16 protein-coding genes are annotated in these 16880 nt (G+C 70.0%); 6 read left to right on the plus strand and 10 right to left on the minus strand.

The window, feature by feature from the left end:
• Positions 1-46: 46 nt before the first annotated feature.
• Both ACWEPL_RS00935 and ACWEPL_RS00940 read right to left on the minus strand, forming a co-directional pair.
• The gene (locus tag ACWEPL_RS00935) at positions 47-3013 is read right to left on the minus strand and encodes an AAA family ATPase (RefSeq protein ID WP_363965574.1); all 2967 of its coding nucleotides are present in this window, start codon (positions 3011-3013) and stop codon (positions 47-49) included.
• A gap of 10 nt (positions 3014-3023) precedes the next feature.
• Positions 3024-3704 carry a hypothetical protein gene (locus ACWEPL_RS00940; protein WP_355194751.1) on the minus strand — a complete coding sequence of 227 codons (681 nt, stop codon included), beginning with the start codon at positions 3702-3704 and terminating at the stop codon, positions 3024-3026.
• A 279-nt stretch (positions 3705-3983) separates the two neighbouring features.
• Between ACWEPL_RS00940 and ACWEPL_RS00945 the strand changes: the two genes are divergently transcribed.
• On the plus strand, positions 3984-4319 hold the full coding sequence (locus tag ACWEPL_RS00945; protein ID WP_350722421.1) for a carboxymuconolactone decarboxylase family protein: 336 nt from the start codon (positions 3984-3986) through the stop codon (positions 4317-4319).
• Here the strand turns inward: ACWEPL_RS00945 and ACWEPL_RS00950 are convergent.
• Positions 4279-5433 carry a PQQ-dependent sugar dehydrogenase gene (locus ACWEPL_RS00950; RefSeq protein WP_452434550.1) on the minus strand — a complete coding sequence of 385 codons (1155 nt, stop codon included), beginning with the start codon at positions 5431-5433 and terminating at the stop codon, positions 4279-4281. The genes ACWEPL_RS00945 and ACWEPL_RS00950 overlap by 41 nt on opposite strands.
• Positions 5434-5458: 25 nt before the next feature.
• Here ACWEPL_RS00950 and ACWEPL_RS00955 point away from each other — a divergent pair, with 25 nt between their 5' ends.
• Positions 5459-6208, plus strand: a complete 750-nt coding sequence (locus tag ACWEPL_RS00955; protein ID WP_355194745.1) for an SDR family NAD(P)-dependent oxidoreductase — start codon at positions 5459-5461, stop codon at positions 6206-6208.
• A 123-nt stretch (positions 6209-6331) separates the two neighbouring features.
• Here the strand turns inward: ACWEPL_RS00955 and ACWEPL_RS00960 are convergent, their stop codons facing one another.
• The gene (locus ACWEPL_RS00960; protein WP_350722427.1) at positions 6332-7546 is read right to left on the minus strand and encodes an ABC transporter ATP-binding protein; all 1215 of its coding nucleotides are present in this window, start codon (positions 7544-7546) and stop codon (positions 6332-6334) included.
• A 178-nt stretch (positions 7547-7724) separates the two neighbouring features.
• Here ACWEPL_RS00960 and ACWEPL_RS00965 point away from each other — a divergent pair, with 178 nt between their 5' ends.
• Complete coding sequence (locus ACWEPL_RS00965) at positions 7725-8783, plus strand: LacI family DNA-binding transcriptional regulator (protein WP_363965579.1); 1059 nt, start codon at positions 7725-7727, stop codon at positions 8781-8783.
• Here the strand turns inward: ACWEPL_RS00965 and ACWEPL_RS00970 are convergent.
• From ACWEPL_RS00970 to ACWEPL_RS00980, 3 genes are all read right to left on the minus strand, one after another.
• Positions 8780-9913: a hypothetical protein gene (locus ACWEPL_RS00970; RefSeq protein ID WP_452434551.1), complete on the minus strand. Its 1134-nt coding sequence runs from the start codon at positions 9911-9913 to the stop codon at positions 8780-8782. The genes ACWEPL_RS00965 and ACWEPL_RS00970 overlap by 4 nt on opposite strands.
• A gap of 68 nt (positions 9914-9981) precedes the next feature.
• The gene (locus ACWEPL_RS00975; protein ID WP_452434553.1) at positions 9982-10764 is read right to left on the minus strand and encodes an SDR family oxidoreductase; all 783 of its coding nucleotides are present in this window, start codon (positions 10762-10764) and stop codon (positions 9982-9984) included.
• A 47-nt stretch (positions 10765-10811) separates the two neighbouring features.
• On the minus strand, positions 10812-11297 hold the full coding sequence (locus ACWEPL_RS00980) for a glutathione peroxidase (RefSeq protein ID WP_363965584.1): 486 nt from the start codon (positions 11295-11297) through the stop codon (positions 10812-10814).
• Between the two features lie 213 nt (positions 11298-11510).
• Here ACWEPL_RS00980 and ACWEPL_RS00985 point away from each other — a divergent pair, with 213 nt between their 5' ends.
• Both ACWEPL_RS00985 and ACWEPL_RS00990 read left to right on the plus strand, forming a co-directional pair.
• Entirely contained in the window at positions 11511-12026 is a 516-nt protein-coding gene (locus ACWEPL_RS00985; RefSeq protein ID WP_350722436.1) for a GNAT family N-acetyltransferase, read from the plus strand.
• 590 nt (positions 12027-12616) lie between these two features.
• Positions 12617-13075 carry an aggregation-promoting factor C-terminal-like domain-containing protein gene (locus ACWEPL_RS00990; RefSeq protein WP_452434555.1) on the plus strand — a complete coding sequence of 153 codons (459 nt, stop codon included), beginning with the start codon at positions 12617-12619 and terminating at the stop codon, positions 13073-13075.
• Positions 13076-13102: 27 nt separating this feature from the next.
• Here the strand turns inward: ACWEPL_RS00990 and ACWEPL_RS00995 are convergent, their stop codons facing one another.
• Positions 13103-13750 carry a TetR/AcrR family transcriptional regulator gene (locus ACWEPL_RS00995; protein WP_350722440.1) on the minus strand — a complete coding sequence of 216 codons (648 nt, stop codon included), beginning with the start codon at positions 13748-13750 and terminating at the stop codon, positions 13103-13105.
• Between the two features lie 89 nt (positions 13751-13839).
• Between ACWEPL_RS00995 and ACWEPL_RS01000 the strand changes: the two genes are divergently transcribed.
• Positions 13840-14952 (plus strand): ferritin-like domain-containing protein, encoded by a 1113-nt coding sequence (locus ACWEPL_RS01000; protein ID WP_363965588.1) that lies wholly within the window; start codon positions 13840-13842, stop codon positions 14950-14952.
• Here the strand turns inward: ACWEPL_RS01000 and ACWEPL_RS01005 are convergent.
• Positions 14949-16286: a sensor histidine kinase gene (locus ACWEPL_RS01005; protein ID WP_452434557.1), complete on the minus strand. Its 1338-nt coding sequence runs from the start codon at positions 16284-16286 to the stop codon at positions 14949-14951. The two genes, ACWEPL_RS01000 and ACWEPL_RS01005, sit on opposite strands and share 4 nt — an antisense overlap.
• Positions 16287-16338: 52 nt before the next feature.
• Positions 16339-16812 (minus strand): nucleoside deaminase, encoded by a 474-nt coding sequence (locus tag ACWEPL_RS01010; RefSeq protein ID WP_363965592.1) that lies wholly within the window; start codon positions 16810-16812, stop codon positions 16339-16341.
• Between the last annotated feature and the right edge of the window lie 68 nt (positions 16813-16880).

Below are 16880 nucleotides of genomic sequence, written 5' to 3' on the forward strand. Positions count from 1 at the left end.
TGGCGTGGCGCCGAGGGCGCCACGCCATGCGGTCAGAGACGTCGTGTCAGGTACGGCCCTCCGTCCCGTTCCCGTCGTAGCCGAGCAGCCGCATCGCCGTGTCGGGATCCATCGCCGCCGCCAGGAGCTGGGCTCGGGCGTGGGCCTGGTCGCGTTCGCGTTCGGCCTTGGCCTGCGCGGCGCGTACCCCCTTGATCGCGACGAGCGCGAGCCCGGCGCCCACGATCACCGCGACCACCACGACGAACAGCAGGAGCAGCAACCCCGGCGAGGCCACGGTCGAGGTGGCCGCGTTCGTGCCGACGCCCGCCACCGTACCCGTCACCGCGAGCGCCGCGATGATGGACAGCGCCACGAGCCCGAGCAGGCTGGCGACGACCAGCCAGACCCGGCCCGCGCGCCGCGGCGCAGGAGGCGGGACCGCGGCGGCGGTCGGTGTCCCCACCACGACGGGCACGGGCGTGGGAGGCGACGAGGCCGCCGCCCACGGCACGAACTCGGGGCGCTCGGCCGCCTCTCCGTTCACCTCGTGCGTGATGAGGGGCGGAGCCTGGATCACCGAGGGCTGCGCCGCCGGGGACGCCGGCTGGACGGCCGGCACGCCGGGACCGCCGTAGGCGACCGGCTGCAGCTCGACCGGCTCCTCCACGGGCCCGGGAAGGTCCCGCTCGATGTGGCTGTGCTCCTTGTGGGCCCTGGCCGCGTCGCGGTGGTAGTCCTCCAGTTCCTGGCAGAGCTCGTCGGAGGCGTAGATCGTGCCGTCGATGAGCGGCCCGGGCTCCCGGCGGATGATGGCCACCACGTCGTCGCCGTTGAGCGTCTTGTGCGTCTCCAGCGCGTGCGCCACACAGAGGACCTCCCTGCGGTGCTCCTGCAGCAGCTCCTCGGTCTTCTCCAGCAGCCGCACCAGGTTGAACTCGATCCGCTCCCCCAGCACGTCGGGGGTCAGGTCGGGCTGGTTCCTGGCGGGCTCCCGCTCGGTGATGCCGATCGCGCCGCCGGCGCCCGGACGGGCCTTGCGCATGGCCTTGCCGCCCATGATCTCCAGCTCCTGGAGGGCCGGCAGCGAGGTGACGCCGGAGCCCATGCCCCAGTACGACTCCATCATGGCGGTCAGGTACGTGGCCGAGTACAGGTCTCCGGAGACCCCGGAGGAGTTGTCCTCCCCGAAGAACATCCGCTCGCCGGCCAGCGAGGCCAGGGAGACCATGATGTCGGCCTCGTGCTCGGACTTCCACCGGGTGAACTGGTCCTCGGGCTTGATCGAGGCGACCATGCCCAGGTAGTCGGCGCCCTTCTCGATGGTGGCGATGTCGATCTCGAGGTGGAAGCGGGTCACGTACGCCACGACGGCGTGGCAGGCCTCGTGCACGGCCACGGCGTGCCGCTCGCGCTCGATGTACTCGACGTCCTCGGGCGGGCCGAGCTGCTTGAGCCGCTTGGCCCGCAGCACGTCCGACCAGGTGATGACCTCGCGGCTGTCCCTGATGGCGGTGATCAGCGACTCGTTGACCAGGTCCTTGATCGTGGCGCCGGTGGCGTACGGGGTGATCGTGGCCAGTTTGTCGATCTGCTCGGGGGTGAGCTCGTGCCACACCTTGTCGAAATAGCCCTGGTACGTGCGGACCCGCCCGGCCTTGGACGGGTAGCCGACCTTGTAGATGCGGTCGATGCGGCCCGGCCGCAGCAGCGCCTCGTCGAGCGCGTCGGGCCGGTTCGTGGCCATCATGACGAGGATGCGGTACTTGGGCGGGGGCTTGGGCCGCATGCCGAGCAGCCGGCGGACGAGCCGGTTGAAGAACCCGCGCGGCTTCTTGAGCCCGGACAGCTCGGTGAGCAGCGCCTGCAGCGTGCCCGGGTCGCCCGAGCCGTTCATGCCGCCGCCCATGAAGAACCGGTTGCGCCGCCCCGGCTCGTCGGGCGACTCGCGCCCGGCCCGGAAGGCCAGCACCTGGCGGGTCTCCTCGGACAGGTAGTTGAGCCCGTGGCAGCCGTTCACGCCGGACATGCCGGAGAAGCCGCCCTGCCCGGGCGGGCCCTGCTGGGCGAGGCGGCCGCGCTTGCCGAGCGAGTCGGCCTCGTCGAAGAAGACGATCACGCCGCCGTACCGGAGCGCCAGCTTGCGCAGCTTCCTGAACAGCCCCTTGACCTTGAGGATGCCGACACCCATGAACATGTTCGTGAACGCGCCCGGATCCACGAACACGTACGGCTTGCCGGTCTCACCCGCGACGGCCTCGGCCATGAGGGTCTTGCCGGTGCCCGGCGGCCCCCACAGCAGCAGGCCGCTGGGGACGTACCCGCCGCGCCGCTCGATCTCGTCGGGGCGCTCGAGGAAGACGATGTTCTCCCGGACGCGCTCGACCACGTGGTCCTGCCCCCACACGTCGTGGAAGCGGGTCTTGATGTCGTCGGGGAAGTACGTCTCCACGCCGCCCCTGGACAGGAACCAGAACAGGCCCACGAACTGGATGATGACCACGAAGAACAGGAAGACGATCTGGATCAGGAACGGCATCGCGTTCCAGAGCAGCGCCGGCGCCTGCATCACCGCCACGAACGGGCTGACGTCCAGCACCGCCCCCAGCACCAGGGCCGTCAGCACCACGAAGAAGGTGACCTTGAGCGCCCGCGAGAGCCGGTACCTCGTCCAGTCGTCGAACCGCCGGTGCGTCCAGCGCTCGAACCCGCCGAACACCCGGTGGCTCCAGAAGCGGTGGTAGGCCGACCAGTGCTCGCTGACCAGGAAGTGGAGTTGCCGCACGACCTCCACGCCGAGCAGCCAGAAGATCCATGGGTATTCGTACGCGATCTTCTGGGCCGCCTCGGGGAACGCGACGACGCCCTGCCAGTCGGCCATCACCTTCCACGTGAGGATGAGGAAGGCCACCACCAGGGCGATGAGGAATTTGCTCCGGTCCCAGAACTGCATCTTCTTTCTGGTCACGGATTCGGGGTCGGAGGGCCCGCTGCCGGGGGCACGCAGCCCTTCATGGTGATTGGTCGTGGTCAATGGTGCTCCCTCATCCAGGCAGCCGGAGCAGCTTGAACGTACTCTCGATCTTGTCGAACTCGGCGGCGCGCTTCCGGAAACAGACGGATTGGCAGCCGATGAGCATGACGGAGACCGTGGCGCCCTTCTCGTCGAGGATGGCGGTCTGGTCGAACGTCTGGACGTCCTCGCCGATCTGGTATTCGAAGCGGACCCGGACTCCCCTCGCGCCGTTGTCCATCGTCATGACCTCGTCGTTGAGGAGCGCGAAGTTCTTGAACATCGACGGCTGGCCTGTCGCCATGGCCTGCTGCGCGTAGAGCTCGCGCATCTGCGAGGTCACCGGCAGCACGAAGTCGCGCAGCCGGTTCAGTGAGATGGCGTCCCGCTGCTCCTCCGTGAGCTGGTGCACGGTGGCGTAGACGAACGGCTCCGTCGAGCCCAGCAGGTGGTTGACGGACGGCTCCGCGGACTGGTCGAACGCGGTGGACCACACCCGCTGGGCCCGGAGGAGGGCCGCCACCGAGTTCGGCTGGTCTCCGGACAGGTACAGCTCAATGGGGTCGGCGTTGAGCTGCGTGAACGAGGACGGCACCTTGAAGTAGGTCGTGCCCGCCGAGTCGCGTACGTAATGGAATTCGGGCTGTCCGGCGCACGCGGACAGCATCAGGATCGCGACCGTGACCGCGATCAAACCCCGTGCCTTTTTCACCAGGGCTTACCTCCGCTTTACGGACCAACGGAGTTGTTGTGCCCGCTTTCCGACACAATGAGCGCGAAGCGGAGGGAAAAATCTTGACCAAATCTTGGCCGTGCCTTGGCTTTACTTGTTACAGATCAATTAAGGCTTTGTGCACGGTCCGTAGCGCTCCGTGGCGGGTCACCCTGGGGGCGGTTCAGGTGGCTACAACGTTCATGCAACCCCCATTGGTTCATCTGGGGAAGTAGCGAAAGATATGAGGATCCCTTCCGACCGCCCCGGGAGCGCACAATGTCAGAACCCGCAATGGAGACCGTCGACTCCTTCGGCATGACAGCGGAACGACAGTTCGCCGAGGTCTGGTCGAGGACGGTCCTGTCGGTGCGGGAGCGCCGCCTGCTCCTTCTCGGGCTGCTCGTCGGCCAGGGACTCCACGAGCAGACGGACGTCCATCTCGACACCGCGCTGCGCTCGTGCGAGCTCACCGAGACCGAGTTGCGCGAGGTGGTCGTCTTCCTCACCCTCTACGCGGGCTGGGCCCGGGGCAGCAAGCTGAACGACCAGGTCGAGGGGCTGATCGAGCGGGTCAGGCAGGCTCGATCCGGTAGATCGGACCACGCAGGCTGAGCGCGTACAGCTCGCCGTCATGCCCCTCGCCGAACGACGAGAGCTGCTCGACCCTCCCGACCTCGGCCCCATCGGTCGGCCCATCGGCCGGTGCGGCCTTGATCCAGCCGGCGCAGAAGTCTCCGTACAGGAACCGGCCCCGCAGCCAGGGGATCTTCTCGCCGCGGTAGACGTATCCGGCGATGACGGAGCAGTTCCCGCCCTCCCCCAGGGGATACGTGATCACCGGGTCGACCATGTCGCGGCCCTTCGCGCCCCGGAAGCGGCTCTTGCCCTCGCGGGTGTTCCAGCCGTAGTTCTCGCCGCCCCGTGACCCGGCCGGCTGGTGGTCGACCTCCTCCCAGGCGTTCTGCCCGACGTCGCCGATCCACAGGTCTCCCGTGCCGCGGTCGAAGCCGAACCGCCAGGGATTGCGAAGCCCGTAAGCCCATATTTCGGGCTTTGCGCCTTTCTTGTCGGCGAACGGGTTGTCCTCCGGGACCTTGTACGGCCGGCCGCCGCGCGGGTCGATGCGCAGGATCTTGCCGAGCAGGGTCGTCAGGTCCTGGCCGTTGCCCTGGGGGTCGCCGGCGCTGCCGCCGTCGCCGAGCGCGATGTAAAGGTGGCCGTCGGGGCCGAAGGCGAGCTGGCCGCCGTTGTGGTTGGGGTAGGGCTGGTCCTGGGTGAGCACGTCGCGCCTGGCCGTGGCCCTGGAGCCGTCGAAGGCCCATTCGGTGACGTGGGTGTCGCCCCGCGCGTCGGTCCAGTCGAGGTAGACCCAGCGGCCGGAGGGGTGGAACGCGACGCCGAGCAGGCCCTGCTCGTTGCCGCCGCTCACCTCGCGGGACAGGTCGATCACGACGTCTCCGTCGGAGGTGCGCAGCCTGCCGGTCTGCTCGGCGACATAGAGGCGGTCGTCGCCCTTGCGCACGGCGAACGCCACCGGCTGCTCCAGCTTGGCGATCTGCTTGAAGCGTAACTCCCCGCGCTCCGGAGGCTGCGTATCGGTGGGCTCCGGCGTCGGGGCGGCGCTCTCCACGGGGTCGAGCGGGGCCGGCGCGGGCTCCTGCGCGCACGCGGTGAGGGTCACGAGGACGAGGGCCGTCGAGGCCGCCACGAGTCGCACGAGGCCCATCCTCGCACGGCATTAGGGTTCAGGTATGCCTACCGCATTGATCACCGGCGCGACCTCCGGCCTCGGCGCCGCCTTCGCCCGGCGCCTGGCCGCCGACGGCTTCTCGCTCGTCCTGGTGTCCCGTGACGAGCGACGGCTCTCCGAGAGCGCCGACCAGCTCAAGCTCAGGTACGGCGTCGGCGTCGAGGTGCTGTCCGCCGACCTCGCCACCGAGGAAGGGCTGGCCAGGGTGGAGTCCAGGGTCGCCGGCGGCGTCGACCTGCTGGTCAACAACGCCGGGTTCGGCCACCCGGGCCGGTTCCTGGAGGTGCCGGTCGAGGACGAGGTGCGCATGCTCAAGGTGCACTGCGAGGCCGTGCTGAGGCTGACGCTGGCCGCGCTGCCCGGCATGCGGGAGCGCGACCGGGGCGCGATCGTCAACGTGGCCTCGGTGGCGGCGTTCTTCCCGCGGGGCACGTACAGCGCGTCCAAGGCGTGGGTGGTGAACTTCAGCGAGTCGGCCGCGAGCGACGTGGGCAACCCGCGCATCAAGATCATGGCGCTCTGCCCCGGTTTCGTGCGGACCGAGTTCCACCAGCGGGCCTCGATGGACACCTCGGGGATCCCCGGGTTCCTGTGGCTGAAGGCCGACGACGTGGTGCGGGAGACCATGCGCGACCTGGCGCTGGGCAAGCGGGTGAGCGTGCCGGACCTGCGTTACAAGGCCATCGTCGCGATCGGCAGACTCGTGCCGCGCGGCCTGCAGGCCCGCGTCTCGTCGAGCATCGGCCGCTGACCCCGTACCGGTGCCCGGGGTCGATACCGGATCCAATGGAACGGGCCCCCGCCGCGGGAGGGGGTCGCGGTGGGGGCCCGAGCGGTCGTGAGCGAGGCTCACGGCCGGGAATGCAGGAGTCGGCTAGCGGTTGGCCTCGTGGCCGATCGACAGGCCGCTCTCGGGGTCGAAGAAGTGCAGGTTGTGCGTGTCGAGGACCAGGTCGATGTTCTGGCCGGGACGGGCGTGGCTGCGGGCGTTGACGCGGGCGGTCCACAGGGACTTGTCGCCCGACAGCGGCAGCGCGGCCTCTTCGTCGTCACCGGCGTCGGCGGCGGCGACGGTGTCCTTGTGCTCGACCGGCGGGGCGTCGATCAGGAACAGCACGTTGATCTCGGAGCCCAGCTCCTCGGTGACCTCCGCCTTGACCGGCAGGGTGGCCCAGCCGTTGGCGTGGTTGCCGGCCGAGGCCGCGTCCTCGAAGTCGGAGGGGCGGATGCCGAGGATGATCTTCTTGCCGACGTACTGGTCGAGGCCCGGCTTGTCGGTGAAGGTCGAGTCGGGGATCGGCAGCTTGATGCCGGCGAAGGTGACGGCCGCGTCGCCGCCGTCGCGGACGAGCTCGGCGGTGGCGAAGTTCATCGAGGGCGAGCCCATGAAGCCGGCGACGAACAGGTTGACCGGCTTGTCGAACAGGTTCTGCGGGGTGTCGACCTGCTGGAGCAGGCCGTCGCGCAGGACGCAGACGCGGTCGCCGAGGGTCATGGCCTCGACCTGGTCGTGGGTGACGTACACGGTGGTGACGCCGAGGCGCTCGTGCATCTGGTTGAGCGAGGCGCGCATGGAGACGCGGAGCTTGGCGTCCAGGTTGGACAGCGGCTCGTCCATGAGGAAGGCCTGCGGCTCACGCACGATGGCGCGGCCCATGGCGACACGCTGGCGCTGACCACCGGAGAGGGCGGCCGGCTTGCGCTTGAGGTACGTCTCGAGGCCGAGCATCTTGGCGGCCTCGTTGACCCGCTTCTGGATCTCCGGCTTGGGCATCTTGCGGAGCTTGAGGCCGAAGGCGAGGTTCTCCTCGACCGTCATGTGGGGGTAGAGCGCGTAGTTCTGGAAGACCATCGCGATGTCGCGGTCCTTGGGCGGGAGGTGGTTGACCACCTTCTCGCCGATGGCGATCTCGCCGCCGCTGATGTCCTCGAGGCCCGCGATCATCCGGAGCGCGGTCGACTTACCGCAACCGGATGGGCCCACGAGTACCATGAACTCGCCGTCCTTGATCTCAAGGTTGAGCCCGTTCACGGCCTTCACGCCACCGGCGTAGACCTTGTCGACGTTCGTCAGAACGATGGATGCCATGACATTCCTTCGCGCTCCAGGGCGGTGGCCCGGACGTTGTTACCGTGACCCACTCACGTGGATACGTTTTCAAGCATCTCACCCGAAACGGACATCGGTGTCAAGGGTTACCGCGTGACCAGCCCTTGTGGGAACGCGTGTCTTCCCGTTTTCCGGAAACCATGATGGAATCGTTTCCATGGAGAGGCGGGCGACGATCAAGGATGTGGCCGAGGCGGCCGGTGTGGGCGTCGCCACCGTGTCCAGAGTACTGTCGGGCGGCTCGGCCAGTCCGGCGACCAGGGAGCGCGTCCTGGCCGTCGCCGCCCAGCTCGACTACCGCCCGAGCGCCCTGGGCCGCAACCTGCGCCAACGCCGTACGGGCGGCATGGGCCTGCTCGTCCCCGACCTGACCGACACCTTCTACGGCCAGCTTTCCGAGGGCGTGCTCGCCTGCGCCCGCTCGGCCGGCGAGCCCGTCGTGATCGGCTCCACGGGCGGCGACCCCGAGCAGGAGGCCGACCTGATCGGCATGCTCCTGGAGCAGAGCGTGGACCGCCTGATCGCCGTTCCGTCGGGCGACGCGGACGCCTGGTCCCCGGTGCTCCGCGCGGGCATGACGGTGGTCTTCGCCGACCGCCTCCCGCTCCAGTCGTCCCCGGAGGACGTGCGGGCGGCGGCCGTGGCCGACCTCATGGCCCTGGACGGCCTCTCCGCCGCCGCACCGGCCCGCCCGCTGGACATCCCCGCCGTGGTGGCCGACGACCGGGCCGGCATCCGCACGGCCGTGCGCTACCTGCGCGGCCTGGGCCACAAGCGCATCGCCTTCCTCGGCGGCCCCGGCCAGGAGAGCCGGGTGAACGCCTTCAGGGAGGCCGTGGGGGCGCCGGTGGACGAGGAGCTCGTCGTGTTCGGCACCGGCAGCCGCGACTCCGCCTACGCCGCCGCCTCGGGCCTCTTCCAGAGCCGCCCCGACCTGTCGGCCGTGGTCGCCGGGGGCAACGTGCTGGGTGAGGCGGCGGTGCTCGCGGCCAGGGAGCTGGACCTGCGGGTGCCCAGGGACGTGTCGCTGGTGATGTACGACGACGTGCCCTGGGCCGAGCTGTGCTCCCCGCCCCTGACGGTGATCGCCCAGCCGGGCCGCGACATGGGCTACCGGGCGGCGGAGCTGGTGCTCCGGGCGGGCGCCAGGAAGCCGCGCAGCGTGGTCCTGCCGACGGAGCTCATCATCCGGGGCAGCTGCGGCCCCCACCGCTAGCGGGCTCCACCTCCCGTGTAGCGGCGGGGCAGGATCATGATCGGGTTGTCGTCGAGGATCACGTCCGGCGGGCCGAACCGCGCCGCGACCTCCCTGATCTCCGGCTCGTCCAGCATCAGCAGGCGCCCGTTCTCGATGAAGAGCTCCCCGTCCACCAGCACGGTGGGCCGGTCGACCTGGCAGTCGCAGTGCGCGAAACCCGGGCCCGTCGTGACCGGCTCCCCGTCGGTCAGGCCGTCGATGCCGCAGTAGAAGGCCCCGGCGTGCTTCTCCCGCTCGAACTGGTTCCCCCCGGCCACCCGCACCTTCGGGTTGAGCCCGATCAGGCCGTGGCGCATGTAGAAGCCGCCGGGCGCGTAACGCCGCAGCTGCTCGGCCGCGACCCCGCCCTCGATCTTGCGTACGAGGTTGCCCTCCAGGGTGATGCGCAGGGACTCCTCCGGCACGCCGGTGACCGTGCTGTCCTCGATCATGAGGACGCCCTCGGTGTCCGTCGGCCAGAAGTTGGCGCCCCCGTACGGGAAGGGCCGCCAGTCCCCGGGCCGCATCGCGCCGGGGTCCGGGTCGAACGCCGGCCCGGAGAACGTCACGTCCGTCCCCCGCGCGGACGTCACCCGGATCGAGCGGGCGCCCGACATCTGCCCCAGCGTCCGGCGCAGCAGCGCGTAGAAGACCTCGGCGGGCAGCCGCCCGCCGGTGAGCAACGCCCCCGCGGTGGCCGTCATGTGCAGGGACAGGAAGCGGGAGGAGCGTGACTTGATCTGGTCGAAGAAGAGCGGCGCCGTGTGCACCTCGCCCCACCAGGTGCCGCTGATCACCAGGTCGGCCTCGCGGAAGGCGGCCGTCTCGATGTGCAGCGACGCCTCCCTGTCCCACCCGCCGGGGCTGAACGGCGGCACGGACAGGATGCGCACGTCGGCGTCCCGGTAGGCCGCGGCCGCCGCGATGGCCTGGACGACGACGGGGTCGACGGTGTGCTCCATGAGCAGCAGCACGCGCTCCCCCGGCTGGAGCCCGGTGTAGTCCAGCAGGTTCCGGACGCCGGGCATCAGCTCCACGATCGAGTACGGTCCCACGGCCGGCTCGGTGGCATAGCTGAAGGGCGAGCCGGCGTACGGATTGATCGTCATCGCGTGCTCCCTGCGGGACGTCAGGCCAATGCCTGGACCCCTACCCGTCACGGAGTGCAATCACACGATTACGGAACCCAGCGGCGGAATCCTCCCTCGGAGTTGATCACCTGCCCGGTGATCCAGGCGGCCTCGTCCGAGGCGAGCCAGCGCACCACCCGGGCCACCTCCTCCGGCCGCCCCCAGCGCCCGGCCGGGAGCGAGCGGCCGACGTGCCGGGCGAGCTCGGGGTCGGCCCAGCCCGTGTCGACCGGCCCCGGATTGACGGTGTTGACGGTGATGCCCCGGTCCGCGAGCGCGTCGGCCAGGCTGGCCGTCATCTGGTGGATCGCGCCCTTGCTGATCGCGTACGGCAGCTCGTCCGGCATCGGCGCCAGATGCTGGCCCGAGGTGAACATGATCACTCTGCCGCCGGAGCGCCGGTCGTCGTGCTGGGCCGCGAACGCCTGCGTCAGCAGCGCGCTGGCCCGGGCGTTCACCGCCCACGACAGGTCCAGCTCGGCGGCCGTCAGCTCCGCCAGCGACTGCCGGTTGCTGCGGGCGTGGTTGGCCACGAGCACGTCCACGTGCCCGAACCTGCCGACCGCCTGCTCCATCACCCACGCCGGCGCCGCCGGGTCCGCGAAATCGGCCTCCACGTGGTGCAGCCGATCGCCGACGCCGCCCAGCGAGTCCAGCACGCCGTCCATGCCCGCGGGATCGCTGCCCCACGGCTGCTCGGCGTCGTGCGGGGTCCACGACTGCACCAGCACCTTCGCGCCCGTCGCCAGCAGCTCGCGCGCGATGGCGTAGCCGATCCCGATCCGCCTGCTCACGCCGGTCACCACGGCGACCCTCGTCTCGGACATCATCCGATCATCCTCGCCGCCCGCTCGCGAGGCGTCGAAGGATTTTCCGCTCAGAGAAGCTTCTCGATGGCGGACGTGACCGCGGGGTCGTCCGGGGTGGTGCGGGGGCGGAAGCGGGCCACGACGGCGCCCTCCCGGTCCACCAGGAACTTCTCGAAGTTCCACTGCACGTCGCCCGCCTCGCCCTGCTCGTCGGCGGTCCGCGTCAGCTCCTCGTAGAGCGGGTGCCGGTCGGGGCCGTTGACGTCGGCCTTCTCCAGGAGCGGGAAGTCCACGCCGTACGTCGCCGAGCAGAACGCCTGGATCTCCTCGGCCGTACCCGGCTCCTGGCCGGCGAACTGGTTGCAGGGCATGCCGACCACCGTGAAGCCGCGCGGGCCGTACTGCTCCTGAAGCTTGACCAGGGCGCCGTACTGCGGGGTGAGGCCGCATCGCGAGGCCACGTTGACGACGAGGACGGCCTTGCCGGCCGCCAGCTCTCCGAAGGTGGTGGGGGCGTCGTCGAGGGTGTGGAGCTGGATGTCAGTGAGGCTCATGAACCGCACCCTACGCCTCCGGAACGTGATTCGGTCTCGCACCCTCCCCCGTCGCGGGGCTGCTAGGCTCGCGGCGGCGCGAGAGGCGCCTGATCGCTCCGGAGCGAAGGAGGTTGATGAATATGGCTGCCGGCAGTCGTCATCAGCGTGCCCTTCTCCGGCCCGCGCGAGCCTAGAGCGCGGTCCGGTCGTATCAACGACCTGGAGTCACAAGTGTCTTCTTTCTTCTCGGTGGCCGGCACCGACCTGACCACCGACCGTCTCGTCCTGCGTTCCTGGACCTCCGGCGAAGCCGACGCCGTCCTGCACGGCACCCGTTCCGCGCACTGGGCCGACGACTTCCCCGCCGAGGGTGACCACGTCATCGCCGGCCTGTTCGCCGAGCACCCCGCGTGGCTGGACGAGTACGGCCACCGCCAGATCATCGAGCGCGACGGCGGTCTCGTGGTCGGCTCCATCGGCCTGTTCTGGCCGCCCGCCGACGGCACCCTGGAGATCGGGTACGGCATCGTGGCCTCCCGCCGGGGCCGCGGCTACGCTCCCGAGGCGGCGCGCGCGCTGACGGAGTTCGCCCTCACGGCGCCGGGCGTGCACACGGTGTGCGCCGGCGTCGAACTGTCGAACCCGGCCTCGATCAGGGTCCTGGAGAAGGCGGGCTTCCAGCGGTCACACACGGACGCCGAGGCGAACACGGCCCGGTACGTGACCACGTCACCGGCCCAGCGGTAACGGCCCGACGGGGATCGGCGGCACCCCACCGCCGATCCCCCCGCCCACGTGCCGGCGCAACGCCCCAGTCCGTCGGCGCACCTGGTTTTCAGATACGCGAGGCCAGCGCCCCCAGATGCGCGCGTCGCGGTCGGAGCGAGCGGGGGTTTCGGGGGATCGAAAGGAGGCGGAGCCCCCTTGGGAGGCGCTGTCTGGAGCCCCGAGCGCGAAGCGCCCGTCGTGGAAGGCCGTGCTTACCCGCGGCTCCCGCCCGGTCAAACCCCATAGTTGGTCGCGGTTTGCGGCAAGGCCCGTTCAGCCGGACGGCGGGGCGGGCAAGGCCGGGCCTGCGAGAGGGACTTTTATCCGCAACGCTCGCGCAAACACCTCTCCAGCGCGTGTCGAGATGGACGACCCGCGGTGACCGAACGTAATAGGAATCGTGCTAGAGGACACGTCGCGGCGCCCTTCGGGCCGCCCAGCGGGATCGGGCGGTGCCAGATTCCCGGAGGGCCGCGCGGACCCTCCGCGTCCGAGCCACGGACGCGGATCGGCAGGGGCGCCCGATGCAAGTGCGCCTGTCCGCACGCGACCCGACAGCAAGGATCGATTTGGACAGCAAACGCGCGCTCGTCAGTGTCACCGCGCTCACCGCGTTCACCGCGTTCACCGCGATCGGGGCACCCGCGGCCTGGGCCGACCGCCCGCCCGTGGTGCGGATCGGGACCTGGACGACGAAGGCGCAGCCCAAGGTGGCGGTGGCGACGCCCAACAAGAACAAGAGGATCGCGCTGGACCAGGTGGTCCAGCGCTCGTGGAACCTGCAGGAGTTCCGCTGCCTGGACAGTCTCTGGACCAGGGAGAGCAACTGGAACCATCACGCACTCAACCGCTCGTCCGGCGCGTACGGCATCCCGCAGGCACTGCCCGCGGGCAAGATGCGCGGCGCCGGCCGCGACTGGAAGTCCAACCCGGAGACGCAGATCCGGTGGGGACTGTCCTACATCAAGGGGAGGTACGGCAGGCCGTGCGGCGCCTGGGGACATTGGAGATCGCACAACTGGTACTAGCCGAAGGCGGGAGAGGGCACCCGGGGCTCACCGGGTGCCCTCCCTGCGCGCCACGTGCACCTCGATCGCCTGGATGAGCAGCTCCAGCCCGAACTCGAACTCCGCCTCGTGATCGCACTGATCCAGCAGCGGCGCCAGTGAGTGGACCTCGGGGAACAGCGCGGGATCGACTCCCTCGGCCTTGACGAGCCGGTTGTGGACGGGCGCGAACGTCGGCGTCACCCCCACCTCCCGCAGCAGCGAGCCCACGATGTACGCGATGAACATCCGCAGCATCCTGACCGCGTCCGCCCCGTCGAACCCGGCGCCGCGCAGCGTGGCCAGCGCCCGTTCGACCGGCAGCAGCCCGGCCGTGGAATGGAGCTGGCGGCTGACGACCACCATGGTCGAGCGCGGATGGTCGTGGGCGATCTGGCGGAACGCCCGAGCCTGCATGCGCACCCGCTCGGTCCAGTGCGCGCCGGGGTCGTCGGTGAACTCGATCTCGCTCAGCACCGCCTCGGCCACCCCGTTGAGCAGGGCGTCCTTGTTGGGCACGTGGTTGTAGAGGGACATCACACCGACGCCGAGCTCGGCCGCGATGCGCCGCATGGAGACCGCGTCGGCGCCCTCGCGCTCGATGAGGTCGATGGCCGTGGCGACGATGCGGCCTCGCGAGAGGGGCTCCGTAGGCATACCTCATTCTATTGACGTACGTACGGTGTACGTGGAACTCTCGGAAGGCGGACATACGTACGGTGTACGTAACCCCCTTGGGAGGTTCCATGTCGACCCACGACCTCTACACCATCCCCGCCGAGCTCTCCACGTGGAACGTCGAGATGGCCGGGGCGAGCCGATTCACCTGGGAGTACGACGACGGCCGGGATCGCATGCTGGCCCTGTACCAGAAGGGCAAGGACAAGCAGTGGGACTCGACCAAGCGCATCGACTGGGACCTCGAGGTCGATCCGTACGACGTCCTGGGCGTCCCCGACCAGACCATCGCGATCCACGGCACCCCGCTCTGGGAGCGGATGAGCGAGCAGACCCGTAACGAGGTGCGGCGGCACGGCGCGGCGTGGCAGTTCTCCCAGTTCCTGCACGGCGAGCAGGGCGCGATGATCTGCTCGGCCAAGATCGTGGAGTCGGTCCCCGATCTCGACTCGAAGTTCTACGCCGCCACCCAGACGATGGACGAGGCGCGCCACGCCGAGACGTACGCGCGCTTCCTCCAGGAGAAGGTGGGCCTGGCGTACCCGATCAACGAGCACCTCAAGGCCCTGCTCGACAGCACGCTGAGCGACTCCCGCTGGGACATGCCGTATCTCGGCATGCAGGTGCTCATCGAGGGATTGGCGCTGGCGGCGTTCGGGGTGATGCGCGACATCACGACCAAGCCGCTGCCCAAGCAGATCCTCGCGTACGTGATGCAGGACGAGGCCAGGCACGTGGCCTTCGGCCGGATGGCGCTGCGCGACCACTACCGGAACCTGTCGGAGAGCGAGCTGCGCGAGCGCGAGGACTTCGTCATCGAGGGCTGCTACCTCATGCGCGACCGGCTGCGCGGCCGGGAGACCTGGGAGAACCTGGGCCTGTCGAAGGCCGAGGTGGACGAGGCCATGGAGGCCACCGACCACTCCGAATACCTGCGGCTGTTCAGGTCGCTGCTGTTCAGCCGGATCGTGCCGTGCGTCAAGGACATCGGGCTGTGGAGCCCGCGGCTGCGGCAGGCGTACGCGGAGATGGGCGTGCTGGAGATGGCGGGCCAGTCCCTGGATGCCCTGATGCGCCAGGACGAGGACATCGCCGACAGGCTCGACGCGGAGCGGTTCACCCAGGAGGAGGCCGAGCGGCACGCCGAGGTGGCCGAGACCGTCGAGCTCGGCAAGTCCTAGAGCCGCGTCGCGTCGGGGGCGGGCAGGCTCTGCGGCAGGCGCAGGATCATCCGGGCCCCGGGGCCGTCCCCGATCTCCAGGGTCCCGCCGTGGGCTTTGGCGATGTCGCGGGCGATCGGCAGCCCCAGCCCGGTGCCCCCGGTGTCCCGCGACCGGGTGTGATCGAGGCGGGTGAACCGCTCGAACACCTGGTCCCGCATCTCCGCCGGGATCCCTGGCCCGTCGTCCAGCACCTCCACCACGGCCTGGTCCGCCCACCCCCGCACGGAGATCCACACCCGGGATTCGCCGTAGCGGTCGGCGTTGGACATCAGGTTCGTCAGCAGCCGGGCGAGCCGGAGCCGGTTGCCGCGGACGAAGAGTCCGGGCTCCACGTCCATCGTCAACGGCAGCCGGCAGGGGTGTCGCGCGACCTCCTCCTCGACCAGCTTCCCCAGCTCGATCCGCTCCTGCTCGGGCTGCACCCCCGCGTCCAGCCGGGCCATCAGGAGCAGGTCGTGGACGATGTCCGACAGCCGCTCGGCGTCCTTGATCGCCGCCCGCCACTCGCCCTCGTGCGGGTCCGCGAGCCCCGCCTCCAGGCGCACCAGGAGCCCGGTGATCGGCGTCCGCAGCTCGTGGGAGGCGTCGGAGACGAAGCGCCGGTGCCGCGCCACGGCGTCCTCCAACCGCTCCAGGGTCTCGTTGACCGTGGCGGCCAGTTCGGCGACCTCGTCCTGCGTGTCGGGCACGTCGATGCGCCGGCTCAGGTCCTGGGCGCTGATGCGGGCCAGCCCGGCCCTGATCCGCTCCACGGGGGCCAGCACCCGGCCGACCCCGTACCAGGCGCCCCATCCCGTCAGCGCCACCAGCACCGCACCGAAGGCGGTCAGTATCAGGGGCAGGAACGGCGAGCTCAGCAGGAACGGCTCCCGCAGGGCGGCGAAGGCGACGACGGACCCGTACGCGCTGGCGGAGTTGCTCGTCCCCACGACGACCATGCACCTGCCGGGACACACCCGGGTCTGAACCCGCAGGTCGCCCTGCTCGGGCCAGGCCCGGGTGAGCGGCGGCTGGCCGGCGAGTCCGGTGCTGGCGGCCAGCACGTGGCCGTCGGAGTTCACGACCTGGAGGAGGTAGACGCCCTTCAGCGGCGGGATGGGGCCGCTGAACCGGTGCTCGGTGATGCTCGTGGACAGGTGCCGGCTGGCGTCGTCAGCCTGCTGGACGAGGTCCGACCGCGCCCGCACGGGGTAGGTCAGCAAAATCGCCAGGACTCCCAGAAGGACGACGGCCCCGAAGACCACCACCGTCGCGATGGTCATCCGGGCCCTGATCGAGCGGCCCAACACCATGGTCGTACTCTGTCACGGAGCGTACAAATCCCAGGTAAAACGGCATATTTGCTCAGCCGTGGAAACGGCGATGCAGTTCGTGGACCTCCTCGGCCAGCTCCGGCACCGGACCCTCGACCACCACCCCGGGCGCGACCTCGTTGACCGGGAGCGTGCGTACGGGCGGCTGCGGGACGCCGAGCTCCGACAGCCACGCGGCGAGCTGCTCCGACGAGGCCGCGTACACGATGCGGCCCAGCCCGACCCACGCGTGGGCGGCGGCGCACATCGGGCAGTGCTCGCCGGAGGTGTAGACGGTGGCGGCCGCCCGCTCCTCTGGTGTCAGGTGCGCCGCCGACCAGCGGGCCAGCGCGAACTCCGGATGCTGCGTGTTGTCGCCGGAGGCCACCCGGTTGTGGTCCTCGGCCAGCACGGCCCCGTCGCCGGAGACCAGCACCGACCCGAACGGCTGGTCGCCCACCTCCAGCGCCCGCGCGGCCAGCTCGACGCAGCGGCGCAGGTGCGGCATCTCCGATTCAGCGATCATGAGTCCCCCATCCTAGACGGCCGCCGAGCAGGGCCAAGAACATACCCCAACAGATCACAACAAAAGTA

The sequence above is a fragment of the Nonomuraea sp. NPDC004186 genome (genome assembly GCF_053603495.1).